The sequence below is a fragment of the Aurantimonas sp. C2-5-R2 genome (assembly GCF_036549495.1).
GTDB classification, from domain to species: Bacteria; Pseudomonadota; Alphaproteobacteria; order Rhizobiales; family Rhizobiaceae; genus Aurantimonas; species Aurantimonas coralicida_A.
The window spans coordinates 1-13,646 of the sequence record NZ_JAZHLJ010000081.1; the positions used below are offsets into that span (position 1 = coordinate 1).

A 13,646-nucleotide genomic window follows, 5' to 3' on the forward strand; every position below is an offset into this window, starting at 1 on the left:
CCGAAAAGGAAATCGGCACGAAACTCCACGCAGACTTACCGCCGCCCACGCTTCTCTTTCTTCTCAATATCAAATTGTCAAAGATCACGGCGAAAACTTCGCCGTCGGGCCGGTCGACGCTGTGCGCCTCGAGTGACCCTGAAGAACGACCGTGAACGGTCCGCCTTCTGATTGTTTCCGACTGCCTGACACCAGAGCAAACCCAAGGGCTCGCCGGCGGCGTCTTCACCGTCGATGAGTGGCTTATAGGCGGTCCCGGCTTTTGGAGTCAACAGTCGATTTGCGAAAAAATGCACCGCAGCAAAATTTCCTGAAATCGCCGCAAACCCTTGCGTACCGGCTTTCCCTGACGTCATCCGGTCGTCACATCGCAGAGCGTCGGCAAGGCCGCCCACCGCCAGTCACGCCCCGAGGGCGAGGAAATCCGCGACCAGCTTGACGTTCAATCCCACGATCAGCACCGCGATCACGACAGCAAGCGCCAGCACCCAAACAGGCGCCCGGAAATCCCCCATCTTGCGCCGGTCACTGGAGAACATCACCAGCGGCACCACCGCGAAGGGCAGTTGCAGCGACAAGATCACCTGGCTGAGGACGAGCAACTCCGCGGCGCCGCGTTCGCCATAGATGACGATGATCGCCGCCGCCGGAACGATCGCCAGCCCGCGGGTGATCAGCCGCCGCGCTACCAGCGGCAGCCGCAGCCGCAAGAATCCCTGCATGACGATCTGCCCGGCCATCGTGGCGGTCACCGTCGACGCGAGACCCGAGGCGAGTAGCGCCACGGCAAACAGGATCGGCGCGATCGAGGCACCCAGAAGCGGTGCCAGCAGGGCGTGCGCGTCGGTGAGATCCTCCACTACGCCGGCCCCGCGATCGTAAAAGGCGGCCGCAGCGAGAATCAGGATCGATGCGTTGACCAGCAGCGCGAATCCGAGGGCCACGGTCGAATCCAGCGTGGCGAATCGGATTGCGTCGCGCTTTCCGGCCGTGTCCTGGCGGTAGGCCCGGGTCTGGACGATGCCGGTATGCAGATAAAGATTGTGCGGCATCACCGTCGCGCCAAGGATCCCGAGCGCGAGATACAGCATCCGGTCGTTGGTCACGATCTCCGGCGTCGGCAGGAAACCACCCAGGATCGCGGCGATCGACGGTTCGGCGAGAATCAGCTGGCCGACGAAGCAGGCCGCGATGACCAGGATCATCGTGACGATGAACGCCTCGACCCAGCGAAACCCCCGCGATTGCAGATAGAGGATCAAAAAGACGTCGAGCGCGGTAATGACCACGCCCCAGACCAGCGGCAGGCCGAACAACAGCTGCAGGCCGATGGCCGTGCCGATGACTTCGGCAAGATCCGTCGCGATGATCGCCAGCTCCGCCAGCACCCACAGGCCATAGGCGACGGGCCTGGGAAAGGCATCCCGGCAAGCCTGGGCGAGATCGCGCCCGGTGGCGATGGCAAACCGCGCGCACAGCGCCTGCAACAGGATCGCCATCAGCGACGACAACAGCACCGCGGTCAGCAGGGTGTAGCCGAACTCCGACCCACCGGCGATCGAGGTCGCCCAGTTGCCCGGATCCATGTAGCCGACCGCGACGAGAAAGCCGGGACCGAGAAAGGCCGCGAAGCGGCGCAGGAACCCGGCGCCATGGGCGACATCGACCGTACGATGCGATTCCACGAGGGACGGTTCCCCGACCGGTTCCTTGAACCCGTCGAACAGTCGATCGTCGCCGCGACCCGCGCCACCGGTCGCCTCACCCTGCGTGTTCATCAAAGCCCCGAAAGCCGTTCGCGGCTCCGATGGCAGCCGACAAACGCCAATCTAGTGCCATCGCGCCTGATTTGCGACCATATCGCTGGGACGTGGCTGCGGTTCGCTGTAACCCGCCGGGCCGCGGAACCGGCCCTGCAATGCGAATGGCCCGCGCTACGCACGGGCCATCGTTCTCGAATAGGGGTCTGGCTCAGACCAGCTTGGCGTCCAGTGTCACCGTGATCGCACCGAGTGCCTTGGATACGGGACAACCGGTTTTCGCCTGCTCTGCCAATTCATCGAATTTGGCCTTGTCGATGCCAGGAACCTTGGCTTCGAGGGTGATGGCGCTCTGCTTGATCTCGAAGCCGGCCGCTACCTGCTCGACATTGACGACGGATGTCGCCTTCAGCTCGTCCGCCGGCGTGCCGTTCTCGGCGAGGAAATGCGACAGCTGCATGGCGAAGCAGCCGGCATGGGCCGCTGCCAGCAGCTCCTCGGGATTGGTTCCGGATTTGCCGCTCTCGTCCTCGAACCGGGCCTTGAACGAATAGCCATGATCGCTGAGGGCGCCGGATTGAGTGGTGATCGCGCCGGTGCCGTCGCCGAGCGCGCCCTTCCAGATTGCAGTGGCATGACGTTTCATGGGAATCTCCTTCGATGAAAAAGGGGGGCGTCTTGCTCCGCAAGGCTGCCGAGGAAATGGCTGGGGCCGGTCGCGACCAAACAAGGGCGCGGGGGGCGGCATCGACAAGGAAACCCGGATCGGGCCAATGGGGTTCCGAGAACGAAGCGTTCACCTTGATCGTGGATGCTGGCGGAACGGTTCCAGTGCCTGGCGGTGTTGTTTCGACCAGGATGTTTCTCACGAGAAGTGACGCGGGAAAGCGACGATGAGTCAGACGGTTCTTGTCCATGCCACCAAGCCCCTGCTGGCCGAAAAGGCCGCCTGGCTGACGGTGCTGGCCGAGGAGCGCCGTACCAGCCATCATACGCTCGCCGCTTATGAGCGCGATCTGCGCCAGTTCCTGGTTTTCCTCACCGGCTACAACGCCCGCCCCGCCGATCTCGGCGATCTCGCCGACCTGAAGACCGCCGAACTGCGCGGCTTTCTCGCCGCGCGCCGCCGCGACGGCGCCGGCGCCAAGACTCTCGGCCGCGGTCTTGCCGGGATTCGCTCCTTCATCCGGCATCTGGAGAAGAAGGGGCTCGCCTCCTCCGCCGGCGCCAAGGCGATGCGCGCGCCCAGACAGCCGCGGTCGCTGCCGCGTCCGCTGAGCGTGCCCGATGCGAAAGCNAGGGGCTCGCCTCCTCCGCCGGCGCCAAGGCGATGCGCGCGCCCAGACAGCCGCGGTCGCTGCCGCGTCCGCTGAGCGTGCCCGATGCGAAAGCCGTGACCGAGGATGCCGGCGCCTTTGCCGCCGAGCCGTGGATCGCCGCACGTGACGTCGCCGTGCTCACGCTTCTCTACGGCTGCGGATTGCGTATCTCGGAAGCGCTGGCGCTGCCCGGCGACGCGCTCAGTGAGCCGACAGCCCGGTCGATGCCCATCGCCGGCAAGGGCGGCAAGACGCGACTCGTGCCGCTGCTTCCCGCCGTGCTCGAGGCGGTGGCCGAATACCGTCGCCTGTGCCCCTATGCCTTGCACCCGAACGAGGCCTTGTTTCGCGGCGCCCGTGGCGGCCCCTTGAAGCCGCAGATCATCCAGCGCGCCATGGCGCGGCTCAGGGGCGGCCTCGGCCTGCCCGAATCGGCGACGCCGCATGCGCTGCGGCACTCCTTCGCCACCCATCTGTTGTCGGCCGGTGGGGATCTCAGAACGATTCAGGACCTTCTCGGCCATGCCAGCCTGTCGACCACGCAGAACTACACGGCCGTCGATTCGGCCCGGCTCCTGTCGATCTATGACGGGGCCCACCCGCGTGCGCGCCACCGCGCCTGATCGGTCGGAGTGAAAACCCTGAGAGATTCAGGCTTTGGTCGTAATTCCCCCCTAGACTGCGCAGTTCTTGCGAGGGAGTTCATCAGCCGCCCATGACCGGCCCTATCGACCGCTTCGACCGTTACGCGACGATCCTCTTCCGGCTTTGCCTCACGCTGCCCGGCATCGTCTTGGCGTTTCTGATCGTCGGTATCCTGACCGCAGACGCGGCGGAGCCGGATGCCTGCAACGGCCGCGATCTCCGCCCCGCCCTGCGGGCAGAGGGCAAACTCGCGGGCGTCGAGGCAAAGGCGGCAGCGGTCCCCAACGGCGCCGGTAAACTGTTTCGCGTCGAGCGGGCCGGCCTCGCGCCGTCCCATCTGTTCGGCACCATCCATCTCACCGATCCGCGCGTTCTCGCCCTGCCGTCGCCGGCCGAAAACGCCTTTACCGCGTCCGAGCGCCTAGTCATCGAGACGACAGATGTCCTCAATCCGGTCAAGGCCGCCGCCGCCTTTTTCGCCCATCCGGAGCTGATCAACCTTCCCAAGGGCCAGACCCTCGCCGATCTGGTCGATTCGCAAGAGCAGGCCAAGCTCGAAACGGCGCTGGCAGCCAAGGGGATTCCGTTCCAGTCGATCCAGACCCTGCAGCCGTGGTTCACCTCCATGAGCCTGATGCTGCCGGCCTGCGAAGCGGCGCGGAAAAAGGGCGGCGCCTCGGTCCTCGACGTCCGGCTCGCCGAGCGCGCCATCGCCGCCGGCAAGCCGGTTGAAGGACTGGAATCCTCCGAGGAGCAGCTCCGCGCCCTCGCTTCGCTGTCGACCGATCTTCAGGTCGATAGCCTACTGGCGACGATCGATCTCCAGGATCGTATGCCGGATGTGATGGAGACCATGCTGGCGCTTTATCGCGAGGGCAAGATCGCAACGATCATGCCGGCGATCGAGGCCGCGGTGCCGGATGGCGGCATCCTCGTCGGCGCCGGCAAGGGCTACGCCGAGTTCGAAGAGCGCGTCGTTACTGAGCGCAACCATCGCATGGTCGAGAGGATGCGGCCGATGCTGGAAAAAGGCGGCGCCTTCGTCGCCACCGGCGCGCTGCATCTTCCCGGCGAGGACGGTCTGGTTGCCCTGCTGCGCGAGGCGGGCTGGACCGTCACACGGGCGGATTGACGCAGTCGGAACTGCCGTAACCGCAACGGCTCTGGCGCAGTGTCGGCGTATGAGGACCACTCGGGCGCGCGATCGCCGGCTTGTTGGACGCGACCGACCGGCATAAGCTCCGACGGTCGAAACAGCCAAGGAGTGCCTGCGCATGAAATCCTTACTCGCTGTGACCATGAGCATCGGGCTTCTCGCCGCCGCGTCCGGCAGTGCGATGGCACAATGCGCGTCCCATCAGGACACCGTGGCCGAGGCGCCAATGACGCCGATCGTCACCGCCGAGTCGGCAGACACGGCCACAAGCACCGTAGTGAAGGAAGCCGACAAGAAGGGCTGAACCCAGCCTCATCGCGTTACCGAAAGGCCCGGCCGCTGACGCGCCGGGCCTTTTTCATGGTCGATGTTTCACGTGGAACATCAGATCTGGCGGTTTTCGCGCCGCCGTTTCGTTACACGTGAATCGGCTTGGCGAAGGCCGCGAAGGCCGCCTCGCGCATCGCCTCGGACAGGGTCGGATGCGCGTGCGAGGTGCGGGCGAGGTCCTCCGACGAACCGCCGAACTCCATCAACAGCGCCGCTTCCGCGATCATGTCGCCGGCGCCCGCGCCGAGAATATGGCAACCCAGCGCCCGGTCGGTCTTGGCATCGACGAGGAACTTGACGAATCCGTCGGTCTTGAGCATCGCCCTGGCGCGGCCATTGGCCATGAACGGGAACTTGCCGACCCGGTATTCGATGCCGGCCGCTTTCAGCTCCTCCTCGGTCTTGCCGACGGAGGCGACCTCGGGCGAGGTGTAGACCACCGAGGGAATCGCGTCGTAGTTCACATGGCCGACCTGCCCGGCCAGCTGCTCGGCCAGCGCGACGCCCTCGTCCTCGGCCTTGTGAGCGAGCATCGCGCCCTTCACGACGTCACCGATGGCATAGATGCCGGCGACATTGGTGGCGAAATGCTCGTCGATCTCGACCCGGCCGCGATCGTCGAGCTTGACCCCTGCCTCCTCCAGTCCGAGCCCCTCCGTGTAGGGCTTGCGACCCGTCGCGACGAGCACGACGTCCGCCGAGAGCGTTTCCGCTTCGCCGCCCTTGACCGGCTCGAACGCGACATTGGCGCCCTTGTCGGTCTTCTCGACGCCGGTGACCTTGGCGCCGAGGCGAAATTCCAAGCCCTGCTTGGCGAGCAGCTTCTGAAAGGCCTTCGAGACCTCGCCGTCCATTGGTCCGAGCACCTTGTCGAGATATTCGACGACGGTGACCTTGGCGCCGAGCCGCGCCCAGACCGAGCCGAGTTCGAGGCCGATCACGCCGCCGCCGACGACGACCATCGTTCCGGGCACGCTTGCCAGTGCGATCGCCTCGTCGGAGGAGACGATCGTGTCGCTGTCAAAGGTGAGTTCGACGCCCGGTATACCGGCGACGGCCGAGCCGGTGGCGATGCAGATCGCCTTGGTGGCGAGCGTGTCGGTCGAACCGTCCTCCTTGGTCACCTCGACTTCGCCGGCCGCCTTGATCCGGCCGGTGCCGATGATGCCGGTGATCTTGTTCTTCTTGAACAGGAAGGCGATGCCATCGACATTGGCCTTCACCGTCTTGTCCTTGTGGCCGAGCATCGCCGCAAGATCGAGCTTCGGCTCGACCGAAATGCCGAGTTCGGCGAAGGAATGGCCGGCCTCGGCGAACATCTCGGAGGCGTAGAGCAGCGCCTTCGACGGGATGCAGCCGACATTGAGGCAGGTTCCACCATAGGTCTTGCGCTTTTCGACAACGGCGACCTTGAGGCCGAGCTGCGCCGCCTTGATGGCGCAAACATAGCCGCCGGGTCCCGATCCGATGACGACGAGGTCGAAGGTGTCAGACATTTGCAATTCCCGTTGCATGAGTTGGGCGGTAGACACAGATTGGGCGAAGAAAGTCATTGCCGTCAGGGAAACGACCTAGAAAGCCGACCCGCCACGACGACCGTGAGCATGGCCACCTGTCAGTCATAGCGTAGAAATGGCTCGGGATAGTCCTCTCCCCAATCATAGCGCTGCTCCAGAATTCCGAAACTCGTCACCAGTCGGCTTGGGCAGCCCGCGTCGTCGTAGTTCCAGAAGCAGGGATACGTTCCGTCGCCATCGCCAGTCGTAAACACCGCCATGTTCAGCTCGCTGTTTGGAAAACGGTGCTCTTCGCCCCGCCCACAACCGAAGGCAACCTCGAGAAGGTTCACATCGTCGTCGCCGTCGGGATCATAGTTCTCCTCGGCGTATACCAGAAACGGTTGCGCCGTCGCATCGCAGAAGCAAGCCGCGGCCGCGTCGACACCGTAGCTGGCGTCATCGATGACGGTTTCAGCGGCTTGGCCTTCCCGCAAGGCAAGCCGCCAGTTTTCGTTAGGGGCATCGTTCAGCCACAACTCGATAAGCGCCGTCTTGTAGTGATCCGGCGCTTTGACCAGCGCTTCATAGCCGAACACCGGGTACCGGCCAGGCGGAACAGTCTGCGCCAATGGCTTTACGTATCCGACCGACGTCACCGGATCGCAGGCGAGGACACGCCCGGTCGGCAGATTGAGATCGCAGATCAGATATCGCCGGATGCCGTATTTCCGTAGCGTGCGGTCGGTCAGAAACGGGTGGCGCAGAATCCTCCACGAGTAGGAAGAGGATGGGGTCGAACCGAGCGTCGTCACGGCAGGATCGACCGGCCACCGGAGACGTCGATGATCGTGCCGGTCGAATAGGACGCCTCGTCCGAGAGTAGCCAGAGGATCGCCTTGGCCACCTCCTCGGCGGTGCCGGCCCGCTGCATCGGCAGGGTCGGCGCGATTTCCTCGACCCGGTCGGGTTCGCCGCCCGAGGCGTGAATGTCGGTCGCGATGATGCCGGGCCGAACCGCGGTGACGCGGATACCCTCGCCGGCGAGTTCCTTGGCGAGTCCGACGGTAAAGGTATCGATCGCACCCTTGGCGGCGGCATAGTCGACCCGGACACCACCGAGGCCGAGCTTGGCGGCCGCCGAGGACAGATTGACGATCGCGCCGCCCTGGCCGCCGCGCGCCGTCGACATGCGCTTTGCCGCCTCGCGGGCGCAGAGAAAGCTGCCGATGACGTTAATCCGGAACATCCGGTCGAGCCGGTCCGCGCTCATGTCGGCGACCGGCGCGACGGCGTCGACCACGCCGGCATTGTTGACCAGCGCCGCCAGCGGTCCGAGCTGGTCGGCCGCCGCAAACAAGGCAAGGATGTCGGCTTCGACGCCGACATCGCCCTTCACCGCGATCGCGGTGCCGCCGCCGGCTTCGATCTCCGCGACGATCGCCTTCGCCGCCGCTTCGTTCGAGGCATAGTTGACGACGACGGCATAGCCGGCCTTGGCACCGAGCCGCGCGGTGGCGGCGCCGATCCCGCGCGACCCGCCGGTTACGATCATCACGCGTTCAGTCATTCATGGCCTCCAGCATTTACTCGCCTGTCCCGCTTGTCGACAAAGCAGGTTCTTGTCGCGGACTTGTCTGCGGCGCACGCGAGCGCCATCTGTCCTCCATGATGCCAAAGCTCGTCACCAGCCTGGTTATCGAGCCTGTCGCATCCACGCCCCAATAGGATCTGTACGTACCGTCGCCATCACCGCTGTCGAATACCGCCGCGTTCATTCCGCTTTGCTCGTCAAAGCACTGCTCACCGTAGGGTGAGCAACAGAAAAGATCTTCCAGCACTGCGTCGATCTGATCGTTGCTGGCCTCGGACAGATCAAGAAATGGACGCAGGGCAGCGTCGCAGAAGCACCCTTTGCCGAGTCCACGCTGTAGCCGTCACGAGCGTAGGACCCGGTGTCCTCGAACCGGGCGAGCTGCCAGGTCTCTACCCGGCGGCGGCCGAACCTGAGTTCCGCCATTACTACGGTACCCAGCGACACATACTCGCGGTGGTCGTAGAGATAGACATAGGCGGGATATCGGCCCGGACGGATGTTGTGGACGAAGCAAGGCGCCGTCTGAGGATCGACAATAGGATCGCACGCGAGAATCCGGCCGGTGGGGCATTGCAGCACGCACACCTCAAATCGAGTGATGCGGCGACGAGCAAGGGCGCTCGGGAAAAGGCTGGTGAGACGTAACACGCGCCGTGTCGCTTCGTTCGGTTCGCCCAATTCTCCAGCGACGTCGGTCACCTTCATCCCCCGAGCTCGCACCCCATATCAGCAATTGATTCGCCGCCTTGGTATTGCCGGAGCCCTCAGCTTCCTTCCTAAAGATCCAGCACCAGCCGCTCGGGGTCTTCCAGGCTGTCCTTGACCCGCACGAGGAAGGTCACCGCCTCCTTGCCGTCGACGATCCGGTGATCGTAGCTGAGCGCCAGATACATCATCGGCCGGATCACGACCTGGCCGCCGATCGCCACCGGTCGCTCCTGGATCTTGTGCATGCCGAGAATGCCGGACTGCGGCGCATTGAGGATCGGCGTCGACATCAAGGAGCCGTAGACGCCGCCATTGGAGATGGTGAAGGTACCGCCCTGCATGTCGGAGACGGTGAGCTTGCCGTCGCGCGCGGCAACGCCGAGCCGGCCGATCTCCTTCTCGATCTCCGCGATGGTCATCTGGTCGGCATCGCGCACCACCGGCACGACGAGGCCCTTCGGCGTGCCGACGGCGACGCCGATATGGGCGTAGTTCTTGTAGACCAGATCGGTGCCGTCGATCTCGGCGTTGACCGCCGGAATCTCCTTCAGCGCGTGACAGACAGCCTTGGTAAAGAAGCCCATGAAGCCGAGCTTCACCCCGTGCTTCTTCTCGAACAGCTCCTTGTATTTCTTGCGCAGCTCCATGACCGCGGTCATGTCCACCTCGTTGAAGGTGGTCAGCATCGCCGCCGTCTCCTGCGCGTCCTTGAGGCGCTTGGCGATGGTCTGGCGCAGGCGCGTCATCTTCACCCGCTCCTCCCGCGCTTCCTCGGGCTGGGAGGACGGGGCACGGGCAGCCACCGGCTTTTCCTGCGGGCTCGACGGCGCGCCGCGGGCGATCGCCTCCAGCACGTCGCCCTTGAGGATTTGACCGCGCTTGCCGGAACCCTCCACGTCGCCGTCACTGACGCCCTTTTCGGCCATCATCTTCTTGGCCGACGGGGCCGGCGGCATGTCGCCCGACGCGGCCTTTTCATCAGCATCGCCACCAGATCTCGACGCGTCACCGGTAGCGCCGCCGCCGTGATCGGCCTTGGTGTCTGCCGCGGCATCCGCCTTGGCGGCCTGGCTCTTCGACTTTTCGGTCGCGGCCGTCGTCCCGGCGCTCGAGCCAGACCCTTCGCCAATGGAGCCGAGGACAGCGCCGACCTCGACCGTCTCGCCCTCCTGGACGGCGATATCCTCCAGCACACCGGCGGCAGGCGCCGGCACTTCGACGGTCACCTTGTCGGTTTCCAGTTCGGCGATCGTCTCGTCGATTTCGACCCGGTCTCCGGCCTTCTTGAACCACTGGCCGATCGTGGCCTCGGTCACGGATTCACCCAGCGTCGGGACTTTGATTTCGGTGCTCATCGTTCTCTACGTCTTTCGAGGTCCGGTTCGGTCATGGCGTTCGGTTCAGCCCAGCGCGTCTTCGAGGAAGGCGGCGAGCTGCTTTTGATGGGTCGACATCGTGCCGGTCGCCGGCGAGGCCGCCGCCTGACGGCCGGTGTAGCGCACGCGTCGCTTCTTTGAACCGATATGGTCCAGAACCCATTCGAGGTAAGGGTCGATGAATGACCAGGCGCCCATGTTCTTGGGTTCCTCCTGACACCAGACCATCTCCGCCTGCTTGAATCGCGACAGTTCGGTGATCAGCGCCTTGGCCGGGAACGGATAGAGCTGTTCGAGGCGCAACAGGTAGATGTCGTCGATGCCGCGCTTCTCGCGCTCTTCCAGGAGGTCGTAATAGACCTTGCCGGTGCACATCACGACGCGCCGGATCTTGTCGTTCTTGACCAGCTTGATCGGCGAATCCTTGCGCAACTCGGCATCGTCCCAGAGCAGGCGATGGAAGCTCGTGTCGCCCGCCATCTCCGACAGGCTGGAGACCGCCCGCTTGTGGCGCAGCAGCGATTTGGGCGTCATCAGGATCAGCGGCTTGCGGAAATCGCGCTTCAGCTGCCGACGCAGGATGTGGAAGTAGTTCGCCGGCGTGGTGACGTTGGCGACCTGCATGTTGTCTTCCGCGCACATCTGCAGGAACCGCTCGAGCCGCGCCGAGGAATGCTCCGGCCCCTGGCCCTCGTAGCCGTGCGGCAGAAGCAGCACGAGCCCGGACATGCGCAGCCATTTGCGCTCGCCGGACGAGATGAACTGGTCGATGACCACCTGGGCGCCATTGGCGAAGTCGCCGAACTGCGCCTCCCACAGCGTCAAGGCGTTCGGCTCCGACAGCGAGTAGCCATATTCGTAGCCGAGCACGGCTTCCTCCGAGAGCATCGAATTGATGACCTCGTAGATCGCCTGACCCTTGGCGACATGCGCCAGCGGGATGTAGCGGCTCTCGTCCTCCTGATCGTAGAGCACCGAATGGCGCTGGGAAAAGGTGCCGCGTTCGGAATCCTGGCCGGACAGGCGCACCGGATGACCCTCGGCGACGATCGTGCCGAAGGCCAGCGCCTCGCCGGTCGCCCAGTCGATGCCCTCACCGGTGTCGATCATCTTGGCGCGGTTGTCGAGGAAGCGCTGGATGGTGCGGTGGACGTTGAAGGTCTTGGGCACCGTCGCCAGCTTGCCGCCAATGTCCTTCAGCGTCTTCAGCGGCACGCCCGTCACGCCCCGGCGCGGCTCCTCGAGCTCCTCCGCCTTGCGCAGGCCGGACCAGGCGCCGTCCAGCCAGTCGGCCTTGTTCGGCAGGTAGCTCTGACCGGCCTCGAACTCTTCCTCGACGATCTTGCGCCATTCCGCCTTGCGAGCATCGACCTCCTCCTGGCTGACCACCCCGCCTTCGACGAGCCTCTTGGAGTAGATCTCCAGCGTCGTCGGATGCTGGCGGATCGTCTTGTACATGATCGGCTGGGTGAACGCCGGCTCGTCACCCTCATTGTGGCCGAAGCGGCGATAGCAGAACATGTCGATGACGACAGGCTTGTGGAATTTCATCCGGAATTCGGTCGCCACCTTGGCGGCATAGACCACTGCTTCCGGATCGTCGCCATTGACGTGGAAGATCGGCGCCTCGACGGTCTTGGCGACGTCGGACGGGTAGGGCGAGGAGCGCGAGAAGCGCGGATTGGTGGTGAAACCGATCTGGTTGTTGATGATGAAGTGCAGCGAGCCGGCGACCCGGTGGCCGCGCAGGCCGGACAGGCCGAAGCATTCGGCCACAACGCCCTGGCCGGCGAAGGCGGCGTCGCCGTGGATCAGCAGCGGCAGGATCTGCGCGCGCGTCTCCAGCGGCACGATCTCGGTCCGGGTCCGGCCGGCGATCTGGTCCTGCTTGGCCCGCGCCTTGCCCATGACGACCGGATTGACGATCTCCAGATGCGACGGGTTGGCGGTCAGCGAGAGGTGGACGTTGTTCTGATCGAACTCGCGGTCGGACGAGGCACCGAGATGGTACTTGACGTCGCCCGAGCCCTCGACGTCCTCCGGCTTGTACGACCCGCCCTTGAACTCGTGGAAGATCGCCCTGAGCGGCTTGCCCATCACCTGGCTGAGCACGTTCAGACGGCCGCGATGGGCCATGCCGAAGACGACTTCCTTCAAGCCGAGCTGGCCGCCACGCTTGATGATCTGTTCCAGCGCCGGCAGCAGCGCCTCGCCGCCGTCGAGGCCGAAGCGCTTGGTGCCCTTGTATTTGACGTCGATGAATTTCTCGAAGCCCTCGGCCTCGATCAGCTTGTTGAGGATCGCGCGCTTGCCCTCGGCGGTGAAGGCGATGCCCTTGTCCGGGCCCTCGATGCGCTCCTGCAGCCAGCCCTTTTCCTGCGGATTGGAGATGTGGGTGAATTCGACGCCGAGCGTCGAGCAATAGGTCCGCTCGAGGATGTCGACCATCTCGCGGATGGTGGCGAATTCCAGCCCAAGCACGTTGTCGATATAGATTTTGCGGTCGAAATCGGCCTCGGTGAAACCGTAGGCCTTCGGCGACAATTCATTGTAATCGTCGTCGGCCGGCTTGGCGATGCCGAGCGGATCGAGCTTGGCGTGCAAATGGCCGCGGGCGCGATAGGCGCGGATCAGCATCAGCGCCCGGACCGAATCCTGCGTCGCCTGGTGGACGGCCGTTCCGGGCAGGTCGACGCCGCTGGTCTGAGCCTTGCTCTTGACCTTTTCCTGGACCTTCGCCTCGAGCTGCCCCCAATCGCCGTCGAGAGCCGAAACCAGTTCGCCATTCGCCGGGATCGGCCAGTTCGGCTTTTCCCAGGACGGCCCTTCGGCGCTTTTCAGGACGGCTGAGCGGTCGTCCTTCAGCGCCTTGAAGAAATCACCCCATTCGTCGGCGACCGAACTGGGGTCGTCCTCGTAGCGGGCGTGCAGATCCTCGATATAGTCGGCGTTGCCGCCGTAGAGGAAGGAGGTAAGCGCGAAGGTTTCGTTCGCTTCAGTGCGTGCCATCTATATCGTCGCGACCCCGTCGTCCGGGTGCCGTCTCCTGTGATCGATCGTTCGGGGAACCGGACCGCCACAGTGACGACCGTACCATGCCTGAACCCTTTGGACTGCGTTTTCGGCGATGCCGTGGCGCGGGAGGTTATCGCGCCGGCTTTTTTTGAACCCCGTCGTCAGCCTTTGAGGAGTTCGACGAGGGTTTTGCCGAGCTGGGCCGGGGAGGGCGAGACGCGGATGCCGGCGTCTTCCATCGCCG

The 13,646-nt window shown here is 64.6% G+C and carries 9 protein-coding genes and 2 pseudogenes; 3 read left to right on the forward strand and 8 right to left on the reverse strand.

What is annotated here, in order from left to right; translation table 11 throughout:
- Positions 1–401: 401 nt before the first annotated feature.
- Entirely contained in the window at positions 402–1,778 is a 1,377-nt protein-coding gene (locus tag VQ044_RS20820) for an Nramp family divalent metal transporter (protein WP_327649335.1), read from the reverse strand.
- Positions 1,779–1,971: 193 nt separating this feature from the next.
- Positions 1,972–2,406, reverse strand: coding sequence for an OsmC family protein (locus VQ044_RS20825; protein WP_327626129.1), 435 nt, complete (start codon positions 2,404–2,406; stop codon positions 1,972–1,974).
- A 247-nt stretch (positions 2,407–2,653) separates the two neighbouring features.
- On the opposite strand from VQ044_RS20825, the pseudogene VQ044_RS20830 reads away from it, so the two are divergent.
- From VQ044_RS20830 to VQ044_RS20840, 3 genes and pseudogenes are all read left to right on the forward strand, one after another.
- Positions 2,654–3,702 (forward strand): annotated as a pseudogene (locus tag VQ044_RS20830) (tyrosine recombinase XerC).
- Between the two features lie 92 nt (positions 3,703–3,794).
- Positions 3,795–4,856: a TraB/GumN family protein gene (locus VQ044_RS20835; RefSeq protein ID WP_327649339.1), complete on the forward strand. Its 1,062-nt coding sequence runs from the start codon at positions 3,795–3,797 to the stop codon at positions 4,854–4,856.
- Positions 4,857–4,998: 142 nt separating this feature from the next.
- Positions 4,999–5,184, forward strand: a complete 186-nt coding sequence (locus tag VQ044_RS20840; protein WP_327649341.1) for a hypothetical protein — start codon at positions 4,999–5,001, stop codon at positions 5,182–5,184.
- A gap of 112 nt (positions 5,185–5,296) precedes the next feature.
- On the opposite strand, the gene lpdA is transcribed toward VQ044_RS20840, so the two are convergent.
- From lpdA to VQ044_RS20870, 6 genes and pseudogenes are all read right to left on the reverse strand, one after another.
- The gene (lpdA, locus tag VQ044_RS20845) at positions 5,297–6,706 is read right to left on the reverse strand and encodes a dihydrolipoyl dehydrogenase (protein ID WP_327649342.1); all 1,410 of its coding nucleotides are present in this window, start codon (positions 6,704–6,706) and stop codon (positions 5,297–5,299) included.
- Positions 6,707–6,825: 119 nt separating this feature from the next.
- Entirely contained in the window at positions 6,826–7,521 is a 696-nt protein-coding gene (locus VQ044_RS20850) for a DUF4241 domain-containing protein (protein WP_327649344.1), read from the reverse strand.
- A complete protein-coding gene (locus VQ044_RS20855; protein WP_327649346.1) occupies positions 7,518–8,276 on the reverse strand; it encodes an SDR family oxidoreductase in 759 nt (252 codons plus the stop codon). Before VQ044_RS20855 ends, VQ044_RS20850 begins: the two co-directional genes overlap by 4 nt.
- Before the next feature lie 16 nt (positions 8,277–8,292).
- Positions 8,293–9,008 (reverse strand): annotated as a pseudogene (locus VQ044_RS20860) (DUF4241 domain-containing protein).
- A gap of 71 nt (positions 9,009–9,079) precedes the next feature.
- Positions 9,080–10,366, reverse strand: a complete 1,287-nt coding sequence (odhB, locus tag VQ044_RS20865; protein WP_327651237.1) for a 2-oxoglutarate dehydrogenase complex dihydrolipoyllysine-residue succinyltransferase — start codon at positions 10,364–10,366, stop codon at positions 9,080–9,082.
- Positions 10,367–10,411: 45 nt separating this feature from the next.
- Complete coding sequence (locus VQ044_RS20870) at positions 10,412–13,396, reverse strand: 2-oxoglutarate dehydrogenase E1 component (protein ID WP_327649349.1); 2,985 nt, start codon at positions 13,394–13,396, stop codon at positions 10,412–10,414.
- Positions 13,397–13,646: the final 250 nt, after the last annotated feature.

What these genes read in the sequence shown, in the direction of transcription:
- lpdA (WP_327649342.1), bottom strand. Translation starts at nt 6,706, where the DNA reads ATGTCTGACACCTTCGACCTCGTCGTCATCGGATCGGGACCCGGCGGC.
- VQ044_RS20820 (WP_327649335.1), bottom strand. Translation starts at nt 1,778, where the DNA reads ATGAACACGCAGGGTGAGGCGACCGGTGGCGCGGGTCGCGGCGACGAT.
- VQ044_RS20870 (WP_327649349.1), bottom strand. Translation starts at nt 13,396, where the DNA reads ATGGCACGCACTGAAGCGAACGAAACCTTCGCGCTTACCTCCTTCCTC.
- VQ044_RS20840 (WP_327649341.1), top strand. Translation starts at nt 4,999, where the DNA reads ATGAAATCCTTACTCGCTGTGACCATGAGCATCGGGCTTCTCGCCGCC.
- VQ044_RS20855 (WP_327649346.1), bottom strand. Translation starts at nt 8,276, where the DNA reads ATGACTGAACGCGTGATGATCGTAACCGGCGGGTCGCGCGGGATCGGC.
- VQ044_RS20825 (WP_327626129.1), bottom strand. Translation starts at nt 2,406, where the DNA reads ATGAAACGTCATGCCACTGCAATCTGGAAGGGCGCGCTCGGCGACGGC.
- odhB (WP_327651237.1), bottom strand. Translation starts at nt 10,366, where the DNA reads ATGAGCACCGAAATCAAAGTCCCGACGCTGGGTGAATCCGTGACCGAG.
- VQ044_RS20835 (WP_327649339.1), top strand. Translation starts at nt 3,795, where the DNA reads ATGACCGGCCCTATCGACCGCTTCGACCGTTACGCGACGATCCTCTTC.